The organism is Leeuwenhoekiella polynyae (assembly GCF_004104075.1).
Lineage (GTDB): Bacteria > Bacteroidota > Bacteroidia > Flavobacteriales > Flavobacteriaceae > Leeuwenhoekiella > Leeuwenhoekiella polynyae.
The window spans coordinates 1-20721 of sequence record NZ_QOVK01000037.1; the positions used below are offsets into that span (position 1 = coordinate 1).

Here is a 20721-nt window from a genome sequence, read left to right on the forward strand (position 1 = left end):
GTCCCCAAGGCCCCCAGGCTCCCCAGCCCCAACCATAGTTGTTGTACACATCAACGCGTTGTTGAGCTGTCGTAAAAATGCTTACCAACATAGAAGGGTCTTCAGATTTTACAAAGCCTTTAGCAAGCATTTCATTTTCTATAGCTCGTAAAATTCGTTTTTTGTCCAAATCAGAAATTTCGGCTTTATCTATACCAGGCTTAAAAAAAGCAAAGGTTTTATAGTTTGTAAAGTCTGCACTCTGATCGTAGTCAGATGCAACACGCACAGAGCTGCACGCTGAGAAGAGCGCAACTACAGCAATAAGAAATAAGGGTTTTAAATTTTTCATAAGGATATCGTTTTAGTGTTTTTGAATGAGCCGAGATTCTAATTATCTACTAAAATAGTCTCAACAATTATACCATAATCAGTGTTTTAATTTCTATTCTTATCAAAACCGTAAGGGCAATGCCTGCAACCACTTTTACAACAATATCCTCTTTTTAAATGATACTGCTCTGTAAAGCATCGGTAACCTTCTGGTGTTAAATAATAATCACCATCTTCTAACGGTATGGGTTTTTTAAAAGAACTCACTATAATAAATTTATGAAAACATTTTTTTGTCTTGCATTAAAGAATGCTTAAAACTAGCTAGGGATAGTATATTTAACGCAAGTATAAGGTACTTATGGCGATTTATATTTATACGAAGCGTTTCTTTACTAAATTTTCGGGCTGTGCGGTCTGGCCAATTATCTTTTTAAAGTCTGAATATTTAAAGAATGATAAGGTTTTTGTGAATCACGAAAAAATTCATCTTAGACAACAACTCGAATTACTGATTGTGCCCTTTTATATTTGGTATGCAGTGGAGTTTTGTGTACATCTAATACGACTGAAATCAAAATATAAAGCCTATCGGACCATTAGTTTTGAACGCGAAGCTTATGCAAATGAAAACGACCTAGGCTATTTAAAGCAAAGGTCGTTTTGGGCTTTTTTACGATGGATTTAATTAGCGCTGAACTACTAACTTGAAAATGATCAAAATTAGTGCCTCCAAATATTATTGGAAAATCAAAATTTCCTCCAAAACCACGACCAAAGAGATTAATGGTGTGAGTGCCAGGTGTAAGTTGAACATAAGTTGATCCACTTAGGTAATAGAATCCATTTGCATAAGTTCCATTAGTATCTGGGCGATTTGCATAAGTTCCTGTGTCATAACCATATGCTCGGGTGTTATCTCCATCTACTTCAATCCAAATGTTTGTGTCGTTAAATAAACCATCATTTAATCGATTTATTACTGTTTTTTGTAAGTGAATTCATTTGACACTAAATGCTTTAAGACAAAATTCACTGTTTTAGTTGCGGTCCTTATTCGCGAATTGTAATCATTTATTAGGGCGTTTGTAATTCCGAGTTTACTTTTGTTTCACAGATAAGAAATATGATTGATGTAAGTTTTTTTGAAAACGATTTACATTCTGTAGAAATTCAAAAAATCGAAAAGCTATTAAAGCCTAATAGCTCGGTTGAATTAGCTATTAAGCGTGAAGATCTAATTAACGATATGATTTCTGGGAATAAATTCAGAAAGCTTAAATACAATGTTATAGCGGCAAAAAATCAAAAGCAAGAAACCCTATTGACTCTTGGAGGTGCTTTTTCAAATCACATTGCAGCTGTGGCTAAAGCAGGTGAATTGTGCGGTTTTGAAACAGTAGGTGTTATTAGAGGGAAAGAGCTGGGTGATAATTTACTACAGACACTTCAGCAGAATGCAACTTTGAAATTTGCGAATGCGTGTGGGATGAAACTCCACTTTGTAAGTAGGTCTGAATACCGAGAAAAGCATACGGTTTCCTTTCAGGAAAGTTTGAAAATTAAATTTGGTGATTTTTATGAAATTCCTGAAGGTGGGACAAATGATTTGGCTGTTAAAGGCTGCGCCGAAATATTAAATTCAGATACCTCTAGTTACGATGTCATTGCCTGTGCTGTAGGTACGGGAGGTACAATTGCAGGGATTATAGAAGGCAGTTTGCCTCACCAAAGAATTATGGGTTTTCCAGCTTTAAAAGGAGATTTCCTTAAGGATGAAATTAAAATGTACACTTCCAAAACTAATTGGGACCTGATCAATGATTATCATTTTGGAGGATATGCAAAAATAAATACAGCATTAATTAGTTTTATAAATTCCTTTAAAGAACAGCACAGTATTCAACTAGACCCGGTCTATACGGGTAAAATGATGTATGGTCTTACAGAACTAATTGAGAATGGGTTTTTCTCTGAAAATACCCGTATTTTAGCCGTTCATACAGGAGGCCTGCAAGGAATTGTCGGTATGAACGAAAAACTAAAAAGAAAAGGTCAATCTCTTATTGTCTAAAGACTATGATTAAAAAAATAGGTGCTGTTCTGTTGTTAAGTATGTTGCTCGTGGGTTGTGGCGGAAGTAAACGTGCTGCAAAACGAAAAGTGAGTGTGCGTTCTTCAAGAGCTGTAGAAACTCCACGATCTGATAGAAATACAGCTCCTGCTGAAACATCATGGGAAACTGAGAAAGCTTATGAATATGCACCTTTTAATAAAGTAGAAGATTATATTGAGCATTTTGCGCCTATTGCAAAAGAAGAGATGCGCTTGTATAAAATACCGGCGAGTATTACTATGGCTCAGGCTGTTTTAGAGAGTGGTGCAGGTAATGGTAATCTAACAAAAAAAGCGAATAATCATTTTGGGATAAAGTGTCATAATTGGACAGGCGCTGTGGTGTATCACGATGACGATGAGAAAGGGGAATGTTTTAGAAAATACCGGGACCCTAAATATTCCTTTAGAGATCATTCTTTGTTTTTAACCGGTAGGAGTAGGTATGCAGATCTTTTTGACCTAGATCCTGATGATTACAAGGGTTGGGCAAAAGGCTTACGTAAAGCCGGCTATGCAACAGATAGAAAGTATCCTGAAAAGCTTATTGCGATCATAGAGCGGTATGCGATGTATAATTATGATGCTGAAGTTTTAGGAAATAAAGTAAAAGAATACAAACCAGAACCTAAGGATAAAGTGGTTTTGCACACGGTAAAAAAAGGGGAAACACTTTACAGTATTTCTAGAATGTACAGCCTTACCGTAGATGAGTTGAAAAAGAATAACGGCTTACGTGATAATACGATAAGCATCGGGCAGCAGTTAAATGTGACCCCGCAGTATAATGGATTTTAATGATGATTTATAAAAGAAGCAGTGCTTTGTTTGCCGAAGCACAACGCGTAATTCCCGGCGGGGTGAACTCACCGGTACGAGCATTTAAAGCAGTAGGGGGAGATCCTATTTTTGTAAAAGAAGCAAAAGGAGCCTATTTGTACGATGAAGACGGAAACCGGCTGATTGACTATATCAACTCTTGGGGACCTATGATTTTAGGACACGCGTATCAACCAGTTGTTGATGCGGTGGTTGAAAAAGCACAAAAAGGAACCTCTTTTGGAATGCCTACTGAGATCGAGACAAAAATCGCAGAGCTGGCGGTTAAAATGGTGCCGGGTATCGATAAGATTCGGTTTGTGAATAGTGGTACGGAAGCCTGTATGAGTGCGGTGCGCCTCGCTCGCGGATTTACCAAAAGAGATAAGATTATAAAATTTGCAGGCTGCTATCATGGCCATTCTGATTCGTTTTTGATTCAGGCGGGTAGTGGTGCGGTGACTTTTGGTTCACCAAATAGTCCAGGTGTTACGCAAGGGACTGCTAAAAATACCTTACTAGCTGAGTACAATAACTTAGAGCAGGTAAAAGAAATTTTTGAAGCAAATGCAGACGAAATAGCAACCGTTATTTTAGAACCCGTTGCCGGTAATATGGGGTGTATTCCTCCTGCTGAAGGTTTTTTAGAAGGATTACGCGAATTGTGTGATGCTCACGGTACATTACTCATTTTTGATGAAGTAATGACCGGTTTTAGATTGGCGCCTGGAGGTGTCCAAGAGTTGATGGACGTTCGCGCAGATGTCGTGACTTTTGGTAAAGTTATTGGCGGAGGCCTGCCTGTAGGGGCTTTTGCTGCTAGAAATGAAATTATGGATTATCTTGCTCCGGTAGGGCCGGTTTATCAGGCGGGTACTTTAAGTGGAAATCCGCTTGCAATGGCTGCTGGTCTGGCAATGCTTACTGCACTTAATAACGAAAAGGAGATTTTCAACCGACTTTCAGAAAAAACGGAATATCTTCATAAGGGAATTGCTGATGCATTAAATAAACATAATGTGGTGCATACCATAAACAGATTGGGCTCTATGATTTCTGTACATTTTGCAGCTGAACCGGTGACCGATTTTGATTCGGCATCTAAAGGTGCTAATGAAACCTTTAAAAAGTTCTTTCACGGTTTGTTAAATGAAGGGATTTATATTGCTCCAAGTGCTTATGAAACTTGGTTTATTACCGACGCGCTTTCATATGAAGATCTTGATACAACGATTGCTGCTGTTGCAAAGGTTGCTCCGGACTTGAAATAGAAGAGAGTACTTTAAAAAATAATAATCCCCGGTTAAAACCGGAGATTATTGTTTTTTATCAATATTCGTTGAACAAGCAAAAAATACTTTAAAAGAAAAAATATTTTTAACCTTGAGGTAAGTCTCGGGAGTAGTTAATCTCGATTATCCAGTAAAACAGATTTTATTTACGACCTTTATTGGAGTCTCTATGACGTTGAGGTCTGTCGCCTCTTTTTCCATCATGATTTGCCATGCGGTTGTGACGCTTCATTTTTAGTTTACGCCATTGGTCAAATTGTTCTTCATTTAAAATGTTCTGCATTTTTTCCTGATGTGCAATTTGCTTGTCTAACATTGCAGCATATTTTTCCTTGCGGTCTTTACGTGTAGCTTCACGCTCTTCTTCAGAAGGTTTTTCTCCATCACGCACTTTCATTTTTGCAGCGCGTTGTTCCCAGTTCGCTTTGCGTTCTTTTGCAGCAGTAAGCTCTAGCTTGTAAATATCCTTTTGTTGTTTATCATCTAATACTAAAGCAAGGGTTAAACGTTTGGTTTGCATTTCAGCTAGTTCTTCAGGAGTAGCATCCATCATCTTTTTAAAACACTCCACACGGTTTCCTTGTTGTGCCAAAGCTGTTACTGAAACAAATAAAGCAAGGATTGCGGTCAAATTTTTCATATCTGTTAATTTTTATGTTATATAGCTATGACTATGATAATGGTAAAAGGTTTAAAAGATATTTGTTTTTTTCTGATATGAGTATTGGAAATTTTTACCTTTCTGGAAGAAATACGCAATTCAAGTGAAGTTTTAATACCTATTGACAAAGCTAGAGAAATGACTTATATTAGTAGTACTTCTTTGCATCAATGGCTTGCAGAAATTGACGCTATTGTTGATCTTCATTCTCGCTATCACTTAAGCTATTTCTGAACAACAATGAACTTTTTTAATCTGGCGATTACATGTTCAAAGTTCACCCGTGATTCACCCATAGTTTACTCGAGGTTCACCCGAGGTTTACCCGTGGCAAAGCTATAGATACTCCATATATACTTCAGGTCAAGTGCAGGTATTGACCTCAAAATAGCTATTACCTGTTTCAACTTATAATAATAGTGCTTTCCTAAGGTGGTTATGAAAGAGACTAAAATAGAGTGCAGTAAAACATAACTTGGGTGTCAAATTTGGAGTCTCGAGATGTGTTTTTTGAGATGAAGGTATTAATGATGGTGACTTGTTAAATCCTACTCTTTTTTCCTTTAATCCAAGGAGACCGCTGCTAAGCGATATGCTAACTTTTAATTCAATATATAAAAATTAAAAGCCCGATCTCAATTAAAATCGGGCTTTACTAAGTTTAAATATTGGGTCTTAATCGACTAAAGAAACGCTAAGGGCATCTCCGTCTTTTTCAACTTGAGCGAGTTTTTGTTTGGTAAGGCCTTTAATACCTTTATCCCATTTTTTGTTACTCAAACCACTGGCATTTTTAAGAGCATCAAGAGTCATTTCTTTTTCCTTTTTAAGGATATTGAAAATAGTCTTTTCTTCTTCAGTCATTTCTACCTTTTTGCGCTCGGGCTTCATTTGCGGGAAGAACAAAACTTCCTGTATAGATTGATTATTGGTCAAAAACATAATAAGACGATCCATCCCGATACCCAATCCTGAAGTAGGAGGCATACCGTATTCTAGTGCTCTTAAGAAATCCTGATCTATAAATTCTGTAGCTTCATCATCACCTTTTGCAGCCAGTTTCAGTTGCTCTTCAAAACGCTCACGCTGATCTATAGGATCATTCAATTCTGAATACGCATTTGCGATCTCTTTCCCGCATACCATGAGTTCAAAACGCTCTGTGAGTTCTGGGTTCTCGCGGTGCTCTTTACACAACGGACTCATTTCTTTAGGGTAATCTGTGATAAACGTAGGCTGGATAAAATTACCTTCACATTTCTCGCCAAAGATCTCATCAATAAGTTTCCCTTTACCCATTGTTTCATCAACTTCAAGACCCATTCCCAAAGCAGCTTCGCGTAATTCTGTTTCAGATTTTCCGGTGATATCAAAACCTGTAAATTGTTTGATAGCATCGGTCATTGTAACGCGCTTATACGGAGCTTTAAAGTCAACTTTATGTTGACCAAAAGTAGCTTCGGTAGTACCGTTTACAGCTGTCGCACAGTGCTCAAGCAGTTTTTCGGTAAACTCCATCATCCAGTTGTAGTCTTTATAGGCTACATAAATTTCCATCGCGGTAAATTCAGGGTTATGGGTTCTATCCATCCCTTCATTTCTAAAGTTTTTAGAAAACTCGTAAACTCCATCAAAACCGCCTACGATCAATCTTTTGAGATATAATTCGTTTGCAATTCTCAAGTATAAAGGAATATCCAACGCATTGTGATGCGTGATAAAGGGGCGTGCAGCAGCACCACCGGGAATTGATTGTAAGATCGGAGTTTCAACTTCAAAATAGCCTTTATCATTAAAAAAGTTACGCATCGCCGTAAAAAGCTTGGTGCGCTTTACAAATACCTCTTTTACTTTAGGGTTAACTACAAGATCTGCATAGCGCTGACGGTAACGCATCTCCGGATCGTTAAACTTGTCAAATTCGTTTCCTTCTTTATCAACTTTAGGTAAGGGCAATGGGCGTAAGGCTTTACTTAAAACCGTAAACTTTTTTACCATAACGGTTTTTTCACCTACTTGAGTGGTAAATAATTCACCTTCTATACCTATAAAATCACCTATATCTAAGAGCTTTTTATAAACCTCATTGTACTGTATTTTGTCATCACCCGCGCAAATTTCATCACGGTTAAAATACACCTGAATACGGCCGGTAGCATCCTGCAATTCTGCAAAAGAGGCTTTACCTTGTATTCTTCGAGACATTAATCTACCGGCGATGATTACACTTTTACCTTCTTCAAACTCCTGTTTGACTTTAGCTGAAGTATGATTAACGGGGTATAAATCTGCTGGATACGGGTTTATATTCAATTTGCGTAAACCTGCCAGTTTCTCACGTCTGATAATTTCCTGTTCTGAAAGTTGCATATGCTGTCTTTAATCCACCTTGTGGAGTTACTTTTTGTAAGGTTGCCCTTAAATTAAAATTTACCGCTAAATGATTTGATTAGCGGCGTTTTATTTAGCCCGCAAATATAGCAACTCGCAGGCGAGAAATCAATAACTGTAACGAAAGCTTATAATTTATGACTTATAGATACATCGATCATCATAAATCAAATCAAAAATGAGTTTTCTAAGAGCTATCATAGCTATTTTTTTACCTCCGTTAGCCGTGCTTGATAAAGGTTGCGGCTCTGTTTTAATTGTAACATTACTCTGGTTTTGTGGCTGGATTCCAGGAATTATTGCTGCATTAGTTATAGTAAATAAGCGCTAGTTTTAAGTTGAATTCGTACAGGATTCTTTTTGGTTTTAAATCTAATGGGATGCCCTAAAATGAATTGTATCTTTGCAGTATGAATAAGAAGATTGTTTTAGAAGATCTAGGGACCCGGGATTATAAAGAAGTCTGGGACTATCAGGAAGCGCTTTTTAAAACCGTGCTTGATCTGAAAATTAAGAACCGGAGAGAGGAAATTAATCTACCCACACCGAATCATTTTTTATTTGTAGAGCATCCGCATGTTTATACATTAGGTAAAAGTGGGGATATAAGCAATCTTTTAATTTCTGAAGAGCAACTTAAAGCTAAAGAGGCTACTTTTTATAAAATAAATAGAGGCGGTGACATCACTTACCACGGCCCCGGACAAGTTGTGGGATATCCCATTTTAGACCTTGAGAACTTCTTTACAGATATTCATAAATATTTGAGGTTTCTTGAAGAAACGATTATTCTGACTATGGCAGAATACGGCCTGAAAGCTGAACGCTCGCCCGGTGAGACTGGAGTATGGTTAGATGTGGGAACACCGTTTGCACGTAAAATATGTGCGATGGGCGTGCGAGCCAGCAGATGGGTTACGATGCATGGTTTTGCATTTAATGTAAATGCTGATCTGGGTTATTTTGATAATATAGTTCCCTGCGGAATAAAAGAAAAGGCAGTAACTTCTTTAAATGTGGAATTAGGTAAAGCAAAAGTTGACGAAGAGGAAGTAAAACAAAAACTTCTGAAGCACTTTAGCGCATTGTTTGAAGCTGAATTTATTTAGTAATTATTCTCCTTCAATTGCAATTTTTGTTTGTTGATTCCCGCTATTTAAAGCTGTAAGTAAATTTACACTGGTAACCTTACCAGAAACATCATAGTCAACCTGTTTGATAAGCCCTATTTCAGGTGCAAACCATTGTTTTACGGTTCCGGTATTTTTATTCTTTGGTTTCATCTTAGAATTTGCTTCTATCACAAAACACTCAAAAGTACCTGCGGGTGTATTGATTGTTTCTTGAGATTTGATACTTCTATCTGTCAAAAAGTAGCTTACTTTATGGGTGATAGGAGCAACTAAAATTTCTACTGAAAAGCTGATATCTTCTAGCTTTTGGCCTATTTCAGGATTAACAGGAATGCTGATGCTGCTTTCTGATGCATCAACTTCCATATTACTATACTCTTCAAAAACATAAGCAGGTATTACATTTTTGTGATTAACACGTAACACCGAAGAATTACACTCCACTTCATAATAGGTTTGTTTGGTGTTAGAGATGCTATATTCTTCAGGTAGTATTGCTTTCAAAATTATCCGATTCCCATCTTGAGTTGCAAATGCAGAAGAAACCTCATATTCAGTTACTCCAATGATGTTGTTTGCAGTGCCGTAAGAAGTGAATTCTAAAGAGGTAGATTTGCTTAGGCTTTTAAGATCTGAGCACAAGCTCTGACAGAAAATGCCATTGATGCCAAAAATCAAAAAACAAAGTGAGAGTAGAGCTTTCATAATTGCTGTTTTTAATACTTACTAATTTTATTAGAAAGGGGAAACAGCTTAGTGAAATTTGTAGATTAATCTACTTAAACTTCATAGGGGGCCATTTAATACTATAAAAATAACTTATTATTTTAAATAATCTACTATTCAGTTGTGAATTTAACAGTTTGATTTTTAATGAGTTGAAATCTAGTTTATTTGATAGATTATAACGCTGTCTGACTCACCTTGAGTAGTAAAGCCTAAGTCTTTAGAGCTTTTTAGAGCTCCAAAATCAATTTTTGAAGCGCCATAAACCGGAAAACTAGGTAGCAAGTTGCCTTTGTCGTCGTAGATGAATACTCTTTTTTCTTGCAGATCAGTAACGCAGATATAGGATTTATTTGAAGCGTATTTAACGTGTAATCCCGTGTAAATGCCTAGTTCAATCTCCTGATTTCTTTTATTAATGATCAACTTGTTTTCTACTAATGAAGCTTCAGTTTCATTGAGTTTATCAAACTGAAATCCTGCTCCCAGTTTAGGTTTTTGTCTGGTGATTTTTCCGCTTTGCGAAATAGTAATAGGGGTGCCGTCAGTTTCCAATACTAAAAAGTTATTAGAATCTTCAAAGACAGGATTATTAGAAAATGTGAATTTTTCTTTTAAAGGTATTCGGGTTTCACCACGTCTATTTAAGATCTCTAATTTCCCGGATTTTAATTGAAATAAAATATAATCTTTGTTGCCAAGTCTTATGTGCTGAGCTTCCTGAAGAATTTCAGCAGGAGCTTTTTTATATAAAAATCCATCTACCTTTTTAGCTTCTCGATCAAGCATGGTGACGTTATCGTTTTGAACAATTAGAAAACGATAATCACGGCTTCCGTCATAATCAAAAGCGGCTAAAGGTTGTGTGATTTTGTCAGTATAATCGATATCAAAAGGTTTTACAAGATCACCGTCACTGGCTATGATATAAAAATGAGACGGGGTTGTAAACGCATATTGTAATCTTCCGTTTTTATAAAGATCTACTTGTTTAATTTTGCCCAAAATAGGTCCGTCTAGCTCTTTTTTCCATTCAATTTTTCCACTGCTGTTTATACGGTATAAAATATTTGAGATATCCTGCACCAAAATATCTTGCCCTTTTGTTCGGTAATTTTTAAGCATTTGAGGAGGAGAAAGCAGATCATTATCCAGTTTAACACTGGCAACTTGAACCACCTGCGAGCCCTCTTTTTTCTGATTGATTTTATGAACTGCTGCGTTTAGATAAGTGAAATCATCAGCTTGTATAAGTTGTAAGAAGCTTTCCGGGTAGTTTTTAAAGTCAATATCCTTTAAAGTTGCAGCTTCTTTTTTGTCAACTTTCTCACTTATGTAATCTGCTAAATGTTTAGTGTTTCCATAGAAAGAAAGCGTGCTCTCATCACTCATTTTACTTGCAAATGCTATAAAGGACACCGTATTTGCCAGAACGGCTTCATTCTGATAATTGGCGATAAGGTCTTTTAATAAAGTTGGATTTTTAGCAAAAACAAAATAAGAATCTATTGCGCTGTAAAACTGTACTGCCGGCGGATCTAGCAACTCACCAAAGGCTTTTTGTAAAAAGGTAGAGTCTGAAATCGCATAAATAGGAATATCTCTGAAATTCTCTTTTTCGGTAGAAACTGAAGCTAAGCTGATTGTTGAAGTTTCAACATCAGAACTTAAAGAGACAATGAGTTGCTCATTTTCTTTATATATGATTCCTGTTTCTGCAGTTGACTGAAAATATTCACTAAATGGAATTTTAAACTCTTTAGGAGCGGCGTTTTTGTAAATAGCGAGATTTGTACGATACGTCTCCCAATCTGAATAATTGAAACTTATAAAGCCTCTACTCGTAGAAGGCGTGATACTCGCAATCTTAGATTTCGCTGGATCCATGTTTTTTAATAGATCTAATGCTTGTTTACCGTCATTTGAAGTTGTTGCGACACCGTTTAATTGCAGCGACCCCACAGTATTAAGGTCTATATCAACAGCAAGCCACTCAAAAGGAGTTGTGTTAGAACTGAATTTAAATTTTGGGATTATAGTTCTAAAAAGTTTTTTAAATCGTGAACCTTTTAAATAGAGGTTAGCGCGTTGTGCGTTGCTGGTTTTGATCATTTTTTCTAAAGAAGCATCTATAGGATCCCTGCCGGTATTATTCTGAAGAATTGCATTTTCTAAAATCAGTTTCGAAGTGCTGGCAATAAAAATCGAATTATAATTTAAATAATGTAGCGGGGTGTCATGAATAGTAATGGTATTGATGGAGACACCTTCATAATCATAAGTAGAAATTGAATTTATAAAAACAGAATCTTTAGAAACCAGTTTGGGATTAGATTCTGTGATTAAAGCCAGGTCATAATCGTTGTCCCCAAGAGCAACAAATGATAAATAAGTTTCGTCAACAGGTTTAAAGTTTTTGAAAAGCTCGCTGTATTCAAGTAATGTTTGATCGAGGTTTGTTTCAGAAAGGAGGTTAGCGGGATCATTTGCTTTTAAGCTTTCGCTAAAGTCTTCCCAGTAAGGCACTCTGATGATTGCTGCAGACTTTTGAGGGATCAAGTGTAATAAACTGGTGTCTGTAGTGGGGGCTTTTTCGCATTTGATTAGAATAAATAGTAAACAAAAAAGTAACGCTAATTTCCTCATTTAAGTTGCTGTTTTAAGTTGGGTAAAGATAGGAACTCTATATAAGGCACTTGTGTTGAAAAACTCTTAAATATCAAGACTCAATTGATCTGGTAATTGTTTGAAGCTTTTGCGGTGATGTGGAGTCAACCCATACGCTCTAATAGCCTCTCGATGTTCTTTTGTAGGGTAGCCTTTGTTTTTTTTCCAGTTGTAATGCGGGAATTGCATATGCAAAGCCGTCATGTAACGATCACGCTCTGTTTTTGCCAGTATTGATGCAGCAGCAATAGGAAGAAATTTACTATCCCCTTTAATTATGCATTCGTGCGAAATATTAGCAATCGGTTTAAATCTATTACCATCAACCAGAATATGTTCCGGAGTTGTTTTCAACTTCTCAATAGCCAAATGCATCGCTTTAATTGATGCATTTAAGATATTGATTTCATCAATTTCAGTGGGGAATATGTGTGCAATCGCATAAGCTACAGCTTGTTCTTCTATAATAGGTCTTAGAGATTCTCTAGATTTATGGGTTAAAAGTTTAGAGTCAGTAAGTATTAAGTTTTTAAAATTTTCAGGTAGAATTACTGCTGCGGCGGTGACGGGACCGGCAAGACAACCCCTGCCGGCTTCGTCTGTACCACATTCAATAAGATTATATTTTGATTGAAGTTTTAAGATCATGAATTTAGGTTTACTAAGTTTTAGATTGTTTTAACTAAAATGTTTTAGTTTTTTATAAATTATTGAATTTCAGCACATATTATAAATGGTGAACTTCTTAAAATATTGTTAACTAGAATACAAAAACGTTAATCAATTTGCAATAACACTCTTTTTTATGGGGGTGATTTTGCATATTTGATATGTTAAATTAAGATAGTATTAGGAATTTTATTGCAATTCTAAGAAAGTTTTAAGATGTTTGCGACGGCTAATTCAAATAAATAAATTTATGAAATCAAAAATTACGTGGTGCTTTGCGCTAGGTTTACTGTTTTTATCACAGCTTACCTTCGCTCAGCAAAAAACAATTACCGGTACGGTTACAGACCCAGACGGGATGCCTTTACCAGGAGTTAATATTCTCGTAGAGAATACTAATACAGGAACTCAGACTGACTTCGATGGAAATTATCAGATATCTGCTTCTCAAGGAGATGTTTTAGTTTTTTCTTACGTTGGCTTCCAACGTCAGCAAATTACTGTGGGTTCTTCTAATACTTACAGCGTTTCAATGGAAGCAGGAGAGGCTTTAGATGAGGTTGTAGTAGTAGGATACGGTACTTCAACAAGAGAAGCCTTTGCTGGTACAGCTTCTACTATAAAAGCTGAAGATATTGAGTTAAAAAACTATGCAAACGTTACTCAGGCGTTAGCAGGTGAGTCAGCAGGTGTTAGCGTTATAAATACATCTGGTCAGCCGGGAAATACTTCTACTGTTCGTATTCGTGGTTTTGGTTCTGTAAATGGTAACAGAGCACCATTATATGTTGTAGATGGGGTGCCGTTAACGACTACCGCTTTTGATGCTAATGGTGACGCAGTTTCAACGGGTAGTTTAAACGCTATAAACCCTAATGATATAAAATCAACGACTATACTTAAAGATGCTTCTGCAACTGCTATTTATGGTTCAAGAGGTGCGAATGGAGTTGTTTTAATAACTACAAAGTCTGGATCGTCTTCTAAAGATTTTATTGAGGTAGATGTTAAAACTGGTATTAACATGCAATTGCTGCCGAGATATGATGTAATAAGATCTCCTGAAGAATCTATTGGTTTAGTTTGGGAGGCTAAAGTTAATAGAGAGCGATTAAATGGTAATCCTGATCCTGAAAGTACGGTTAATAACACCTTATTTAACGGTATTATAGCCCCGGGATATAACATGTGGAACGTTGCAGATGGAGCAGAATTGATAGATCCTGCTACTGGGCAAGTTAGAGCTGGAGTAACTAGAAGATATACTCCTAGATCTTATGAAGATGCGTCTTTTAATTCTGCTTACCGTACAGAGGTGAACTTAAGAATGGGCGGTGGAGATGAGAAATCTAAGTATTATATTTCAGGAGGCTATCTTGATGATGATGGGTATGCAATTAACACAGGATATAAAAGATACAATACTAGAATTAATGTGAATTCTCAGTTGAAAGATTGGTTAAATGTAGGAGCTAACTTGGGTTATACATATTCTGAAAGTCTTAATAACGGCCAAACTGATGGTGCTGAGAACCTTTTTGAGTTTGCAGATAAAATGAATCCATTTTATCCTGTTTTCTTGAGAGATGATAATTATCAATTGGTTCCTGATCCAATATTCGGTGGTTTTCAATACGATTATGGTTCAAACTCTGGATTTAGAGAGCGCCTTAACTCAAACAACTTGAACCCGATAGCTTCTGCTCTTTATGATGTTAATGGGAATGACAGAAATGAGGTTATAGGTAGTTTTAATGCGACTTTAGATATTGTTGAGGGGTTGACTTTTGAAACAACATTTGGTTTGCAGTATTATGATAATGTATTTACCTCTATGGGGAATCAATTTTATGGTGTTGCGACAGCAAACTCTGGGGATTTATTTATTAGAGATACAAAAAGTACCACTACTAATTTCTTACAGTTATTAAGGTATAAAAAAGATTTTGGAGCTCACTCATTTGAAGTTTTAGCTGCTCATGAGAGTAATGATTTTAGTCAGACTTTAGAGACTACTTATAAAGCTAAGGCTATTATTCCTCAAGGACTAGAATTGGATAATTATATTATAAACTTGCAACAACCTACTGGTTTTACTCAGGGACGAACTCTAGAGTCATACTTTGCTCAGCTTAATTATGATTTTGATAATAGATATTACTTGACGGCTTCAGTTCGTAGAGATGGATCTTCTAGATTTGCTAATGATAAATGGGATACTTTTGGTTCTGTTGGTGCTGCTTGGGTTGTTTCTAATGAAGACTTTTTATTTAATAATGATTTTATAAGTTTTTTAAAGCTTAAAGGTTCATTTGGTATCACTGGTGATGAGAGTGGGGTTGATTATTATACAGGTATAAATACTTTTCAGGTAACCAACCTAAATGATCAGTTTGCAGTTGCACCTGAATTATTTGCAAACCCAGATCTTACCTGGGAAACCGCTAAACAGTATCAAGTAGGTCTTGAATTTGGACTAGGCTCTTACATTGATGCTACAGTTGACTATTTTATTAAAGATACAGATAATCTTATTTTTGATCGGAGAATCAGTCCTTCTTCTGGGGTCGCTACGATAACTGTTAATGACGGTGTGTTGAGAAACAGTGGTTTAGAATTTGATGTAACGGGTCATATCTTAAAAACATCTGATATATCTCTTGATTTAAGTGTGAACGGTGCTATTTATGATAATGAAATTAGAACAATGCCTATAGATCCAGAAACTCAAGAGCCTTCAGAATTGAATATTGTTGGGCGTTATGGGTATTCTCAAGGTTCTTCAATATTTGATTTTTACATTCGTGAATACGCTGGAGTAGATCCTGAAGATGGTTTCCCTATGTGGAATCAGTATTTTGATGATGCAAATGGCAATGGAGTTCTAGATACGGGTGAGACAAGTATAATTTCTTTAACACAATATTTAGGAGACAATCCAGATGCTAATGTTGCAAGTCAAACAACTAAAACTTATGCAAATGCAACACAAAAGGATGTAGGTAAGTCTGGTATTCCGGATATTCAGGGTGCATTTAGATTGAATGCAGGGTTTTATAACTTCAACTTGTCTGCGCAGTTCACCTATTCTGTAGGAGGATGGGGTTACGATAGTCAGTATGCAGAATTGATGCACGACAACAATGGGGGTATTGCAGCGACTAACCGTCATACAGATGTACGTAACAGATGGAGACAGCCTGGAGATATCACAAGCGTACCGCTTATTGCTGATCGCGTTATACCTAATGTAAATTCTACTTCAACCAGATTTTTGACAAAAACAGATTTTATCGCTTTGAATAATGTTGTTTTAGGATATACATTTAATAAACCTACATTGGATAGATTTGGTCTTTCTGGACTTAATATATATGCATCTGGAGATAATTTATATTTTAAAGGCGCTAGAGATGGTTTCAATCCGACAACTAGTGAAGACGGTAATTCAGAACGTGGGTTGTATGCACCTTTAACTACCTTCACAATAGGAGTGAGAGCTAAATTTTAAAAAAAAAGAATTATGAAAATTTATAAAAATAAAATTTTATTACTTGCGTCAGTAGCTATGCTAGGCGTAAGTTGTAGTGAGGATTTTTTGGTAGAGGAACCAACCGGGGATATAATCAATGCAGATCAGCTTTCTGATGCAGTGGTTTTAAACCCTGAATTAGGAGAAGGTACTGTGACGGGTATTTATGCAACTATGTTCACTACTGGCACCGGAGGAACGGATTCTCAACAGGATTTTGGTCAAAAGGGGTATGATATCTATGGTGATATGATAAGTGGAGATATGGCTCTATCTACTAGTACCTATGGATGGTACAGATCTCGAATAGCAGAATTACAAGCTATGGAAGATTTTACTCAGTTAGAAAATTACCAAGTTTGGAGGTACTACTATAGAGTAATCAATCAGGCGAATCTTGTTGTTGAGAGTTTAGGGGGGAATGATGTTGTCCCAGAAGATGATCAAACTAAATATACCTTAGGTCAGGCTTTGGCGATGAGAGCGCATTCTTATTTCTATCTTACTCAGTTTATGATTAATGATGTTGAGGCATCTTGGACCGCAGAGACTCTTCCTATTTATATTGAGCCAGGGTTTGTTGGTAACCCTAAATCAACAACACAAGAAGTGTATGATTTAATGGAGAATGATTTAAATAAAGCCATTGAATTGTTGGATGGTTATTCTAGACCTTCTAAAACTGAGGTCGATATAGCTGTAGCGCAAACTATTCTAGGTTATGTGTTATCTTCTAGAAGAGATAGATGGTCTGATGTTGTTAGTGTAACGAATGCTGCATTGTCAAATACTAGTGCGGCTATTTTGGAGCCTGATGATACTGTTGATGGAATTCTTGGAGGTTTTAATAATGTAGCATCTAAGAGTTGGATGTGGGGTGTAGATTTGAATGAAAACATTGGGTTAAGTTTAGTTTCTTGGTGGGGTCAAATAGATTTATATTCGTATAGCTACGCGGCAGTAGGAGATAATAAGGCAATGGATGCAGGTTTATACGAGAGTATGCCTGAAGATGATGCCCGTCGCGCTCAATTCTTAGATAATCCTGCTTCTACTAGATATCTTCAGCCTTATATGAAGTTTTATGATTCAGACCGAGTAGTTTTTGGATCGTCTCAAATTGTGAAAGCAGATTATGTTTATATGCGTTACGAAGAACTTTTATTGCTCAATATAGAGGCTTTGGCAAAATCTGGACAGGAAGGACAAGCTAAAACTAAGTTGTCTGACTTCTTGTCTAAAAGATTGGACGACGCGTCGTATGTGTCTTCTTTAGGTGGTCAATCCTTGCTTGATGAAATTTATAAGCAAACCCGTTTGGAATTGTGGGGTGAGGGTAAGAGCTATTTAGCGATGAAGCGTAATAAGGCTCAGATCGTTAGAGCTAGTAATCACTTGTCTTTGTCAGGAATTCCAATGTCTTTTGATGAAGAGAGACTTACTTTTGAAATTCCACAGCAGGAGCTACAGGATAATAATAATATTACGTCTCAGAATTAATAAGAGTAAAATTTTATTATAAGATTTATATACTAAACCTCTGAATTTTTCAGAGGTTTTTTTATTTAAGAAATACTTTTATAGATTTAGCTTCGCTGGCTAAAAGGATTTTTTTTGGTAGGATTTTAAATGATTTTTTTTATGAGCTAAAGTCAAAAGCTAATTTAATAGATGTTGATTTTTTCTAGAAGTCATCTTTAAATCATTCATATTTAGAATTTGTTAAATAATTTAAGTTGCTATTTTGATAGCAATATAATGGGCTACAAATTTTTAATTGTTTTGGATGCTTAGCTTTAGATCATATTTATGAGCATAGAATAATAGAGTTTTTCTTTAAAGGTTTAGATATTTTGATCTATTAAGATTAGGCATGGATATTCCAGCTTTTATAGCTTCTTGAGCATTTTCTATTTCTCAAAGAGAATTAGATGTGAGCCCAAATAATAACCCCTAATTCTGGTTATCAATAAATAAATTGAATTTCAATTTTAAAACCACCCGCAACCGGGTGGTTTTTTTTATGCAATACTTTTCCTTATATCTTTCCGTTTAATTACCCTATTTTTGGCACAAATTTCATTAATGCGAAATCTTCTAATACTTCTATTTTTCGGTTTACTGGTATTGCCTTTAAAAGGGCAAACATTAAAAAGACTTTCTTCTGATGCTGACAGAAATACCGACCGTGATACTACTAATACGCGAAACTCGGTAAGACCACCAAAAAAGGAGAAGCAAGAACGCCCACCTATAGAGTTGTACAAGATTATTTCAGTAGCTAATGACACGACAATTGTAGATACGTCTCTAACTATAAAGAAGCTTTACAAATACAACTATCTCAGAAAAGATAATTTTGAGCTGTTGCCGTTTTCTAATGAAGGACAAACCTATAACACCTTAGTTTACGATTTTTCTAATGAAGATGTTAGGCCAATTTTTGGTGCCAGAGCAAGGCATTTCAACTACATGGAAGTTGAAGATATTTATTATTATAATGTTCCAACTCCCTTAACCGAGCTGTATTATAAAAGTGTTTTTTCACAGGGTCAAAACTTGGATGCTTTTTTTACAATGAATAAGTCAGAGCGATTCAATTTCTCGATTGCTTATAAGGGGTTGCGTAGTTTAGGTAAATACCAGCATATACTCACCAGTACTGGTAATTTTAGGTTTGCATTTAATTATCAGTCTAAAAATGGCAGGTATGATTTAAAAGCGCACTATGTCGCACAAGATCTTTTGAATCAAGAAAACGGAGGTTTAACTGATCAGGCTTTAGTAAATTTCGCTAGTGATGATTCTCAATTTAGTGATAGGGCCAGGCTTTCCGTAAACTTTGAAGATGCTGAAAGTATATTAGATGGGCAGCGTTTTTACATCAATCAGCGTTATGATCTGATTCCGCAGAATGACAGTATTAATAATAACCGAATTCAAGTTGGGCATATTCTTAACTATGAAGATAAGTTTTATGAATACCGCCAGACTTCACCTGCAACAGGTTTATTTGGAGAATCTTTTGTTACTTCTAATTTGGTAGATCGTACAGATCTCAATGATTTTAATAACCGGTTTTTTGTAGCGTATTCTAATAATCTATTGGGGACCTTAAATTTTCAGGTGAATCACACCTATTATAAATATGGGTATAACTCTGTGTTGATTCAGGATGAAGGTCGAATCCCTAATTTGCTTCAGGGTAATTTAATTGCTGCGGGAGCTTCTTATAAAAAGTTTTATAAAGGCTTTCAGTTAAAAGGAGAAGCGCAAGCCAATGTTGCGGGAGATTTCTCAGGCTTTGACTTTGATGCCGAAGCGAGTTATCAATTAAAAGATAAAGCATTTTTCTCTGGAGGAATCCATATCAATTCTAGTTCGGCTAATTATAATCATTTGTTGTATCAAAGCAGTTATGAAAATTACAACTGGTATAATGCTGAAGATTATAAAAATGTAAAAACGAGTTCTATTGATTTTGATATGAAATCGTCAAAATGGCTTAATGCTTCTGCTAGTTTTGTCAACATTACAGACTATGCATATTTTGCATTGGATACAGATGGCTTTGTCAATTCATTCCAGACGGGGGATAATGTTAGCTATTTAAAGGTCAAGGTGAATAAAGACGTTCATTTTGGAAAATTCGGTTTAGATAATTCAGTAGCATATCAGACCGTAAGTTCTGGAGGTTCTTATTTAAATGTTCCAGAAGTGGTCACGCGCAATACAGTATATTATACAGATCATTGGTTCAAGAAATCTTTATTTGTGCAAACAGGGTTGCGATTTAATTATTTCACCAAGTATGCGATGAACGCTTACGATCCTGTTTTGGCAGAATTTTATGTTCAAAATGAGCAGCAGATAGGGGAGTTTCCATTGTTGGATTTATTTTTCAATATGAAAGTTCGTCAAACGCGAATCTTCTTTATAGCTGAGCACGTAAACTCACTGGTGTCACCTAGTAATTATTACAGTGCTCCTGGCTATCCGTATCGTGATTTCACATTGCGTTTTGGATTGGTATGGAATTTCTTTCTATAGTTTTCCTATTTGTGCGACAGCAACCGGGCTTTCGCTACTCGCTTTTGTAAGCTTTAGGGGCTTACCAAGCTCTTAAGCCTGCCGCTTAATCCCTAACCTGTTTGTTTCTTACGCTGATTTTCTGCTTTTGTGGTTTTCAGTTTTATGCCTTTCATCGAGTAAAATGTAGGCGAGTCCTTGATTTTGGTGTTTTGTAAATAGAGTCAGTCTTTTTAAAATGGCAGGTCGGGATACATTTTAAGTATATTTTATAAAAAGTTGAAGTTGTAAGTAATTGGTTTTAAGGTTGGAGTAAATTATTTTAAAATAAGTTTATAAAAAGGCTTGCGGGTACAGATATTGGTTCTATATTTG

15 protein-coding genes are annotated in these 20721 nt (G+C 36.1%); 8 read left to right on the forward strand and 7 right to left on the reverse strand.

Going from position 1 to position 20721, the window contains the following annotated elements:
- Together DSM02_RS20030 and DSM02_RS20465 are read right to left on the reverse strand one after the other, a co-directional pair.
- The coding region (locus DSM02_RS20030) for a DUF4136 domain-containing protein (protein ID WP_164918350.1) at positions 1 to 331 on the reverse strand (331 nt) is incomplete at its 3' end.
- A gap of 86 nt (positions 332 to 417) precedes the next feature.
- Complete coding sequence (locus DSM02_RS20465; protein WP_164918351.1) at positions 418 to 579, reverse strand: DUF5522 domain-containing protein; 162 nt, start codon at positions 577 to 579, stop codon at positions 418 to 420.
- A gap of 859 nt (positions 580 to 1438) precedes the next feature.
- On the opposite strand from DSM02_RS20465, the gene DSM02_RS20040 reads away from it, so the two are divergent.
- Genes DSM02_RS20040 through hemL form a run of 3 tightly spaced genes read left to right on the forward strand, consistent with a single transcriptional unit; the run spans position 1439 to position 4517 of the window.
- Positions 1439 to 2386 carry a 1-aminocyclopropane-1-carboxylate deaminase/D-cysteine desulfhydrase gene (locus DSM02_RS20040; protein ID WP_128767246.1) on the forward strand — a complete coding sequence of 316 codons (948 nt, stop codon included), beginning with the start codon at positions 1439 to 1441 and terminating at the stop codon, positions 2384 to 2386.
- Between the two features lie 5 nt (positions 2387 to 2391).
- Positions 2392 to 3225: a glucosaminidase domain-containing protein gene (locus DSM02_RS20045; RefSeq protein WP_128767247.1), complete on the forward strand. Its 834-nt coding sequence runs from the start codon at positions 2392 to 2394 to the stop codon at positions 3223 to 3225.
- A 2-nt stretch (positions 3226 to 3227) separates the two neighbouring features.
- Positions 3228 to 4517, forward strand: coding sequence for a glutamate-1-semialdehyde 2,1-aminomutase (gene hemL / locus DSM02_RS20050; protein WP_128767258.1), 1290 nt, complete (start codon positions 3228 to 3230; stop codon positions 4515 to 4517).
- Between the two features lie 163 nt (positions 4518 to 4680).
- Here hemL and DSM02_RS20055 read toward each other — a convergent pair whose 3' ends face one another.
- Both DSM02_RS20055 and lysS read right to left on the reverse strand, forming a co-directional pair.
- The gene (locus tag DSM02_RS20055; protein WP_128767248.1) at positions 4681 to 5178 is read right to left on the reverse strand and encodes a hypothetical protein; all 498 of its coding nucleotides are present in this window, start codon (positions 5176 to 5178) and stop codon (positions 4681 to 4683) included.
- Positions 5179 to 5874: 696 nt separating this feature from the next.
- Complete coding sequence (lysS, locus tag DSM02_RS20060; protein ID WP_128767249.1) at positions 5875 to 7569, reverse strand: lysine--tRNA ligase; 1695 nt, start codon at positions 7567 to 7569, stop codon at positions 5875 to 5877.
- 199 nt (positions 7570 to 7768) lie between these two features.
- Between lysS and DSM02_RS20065 the strand changes: the two genes are divergently transcribed.
- Both DSM02_RS20065 and lipB read left to right on the forward strand, forming a co-directional pair.
- Positions 7769 to 7921: a YqaE/Pmp3 family membrane protein gene (locus DSM02_RS20065; protein WP_128767250.1), complete on the forward strand. Its 153-nt coding sequence runs from the start codon at positions 7769 to 7771 to the stop codon at positions 7919 to 7921.
- Positions 7922 to 8000: 79 nt separating this feature from the next.
- On the forward strand, positions 8001 to 8699 hold the full coding sequence (gene lipB, locus DSM02_RS20070) for a lipoyl(octanoyl) transferase LipB (RefSeq protein ID WP_128767251.1): 699 nt from the start codon (positions 8001 to 8003) through the stop codon (positions 8697 to 8699).
- 3 nt (positions 8700 to 8702) lie between these two features.
- Here the strand turns inward: lipB and DSM02_RS20075 are convergent, their stop codons facing one another.
- From DSM02_RS20075 to DSM02_RS20085, 3 genes are all read right to left on the reverse strand, one after another.
- The gene (locus tag DSM02_RS20075) at positions 8703 to 9428 is read right to left on the reverse strand and encodes a TapB family protein (RefSeq protein ID WP_128767252.1); all 726 of its coding nucleotides are present in this window, start codon (positions 9426 to 9428) and stop codon (positions 8703 to 8705) included.
- Between the two features lie 180 nt (positions 9429 to 9608).
- The gene (locus tag DSM02_RS20080; protein WP_128767253.1) at positions 9609 to 12095 is read right to left on the reverse strand and encodes a hypothetical protein; all 2487 of its coding nucleotides are present in this window, start codon (positions 12093 to 12095) and stop codon (positions 9609 to 9611) included.
- A 66-nt stretch (positions 12096 to 12161) separates the two neighbouring features.
- Entirely contained in the window at positions 12162 to 12764 is a 603-nt protein-coding gene (locus tag DSM02_RS20085; RefSeq protein ID WP_128767254.1) for a ribonuclease HII, read from the reverse strand.
- 271 nt (positions 12765 to 13035) lie between these two features.
- Here DSM02_RS20085 and DSM02_RS20090 point away from each other — a divergent pair, with 271 nt between their 5' ends.
- The 3 genes from DSM02_RS20090 (at position 13036) to DSM02_RS20100 (ending at position 20367) form a co-directional block, all read left to right on the forward strand.
- Positions 13036 to 16296, forward strand: coding sequence for a SusC/RagA family TonB-linked outer membrane protein (locus tag DSM02_RS20090; protein ID WP_128767255.1), 3261 nt, complete (start codon positions 13036 to 13038; stop codon positions 16294 to 16296).
- Positions 16297 to 16308: 12 nt separating this feature from the next.
- Positions 16309 to 17817, forward strand: a complete 1509-nt coding sequence (locus DSM02_RS20095; RefSeq protein ID WP_128767256.1) for a RagB/SusD family nutrient uptake outer membrane protein — start codon at positions 16309 to 16311, stop codon at positions 17815 to 17817.
- Between the two features lie 585 nt (positions 17818 to 18402).
- A complete protein-coding gene (locus DSM02_RS20100) occupies positions 18403 to 20367 on the forward strand; it encodes a putative porin (protein WP_128767257.1) in 1965 nt (654 codons plus the stop codon).
- Positions 20368 to 20721: the final 354 nt, after the last annotated feature.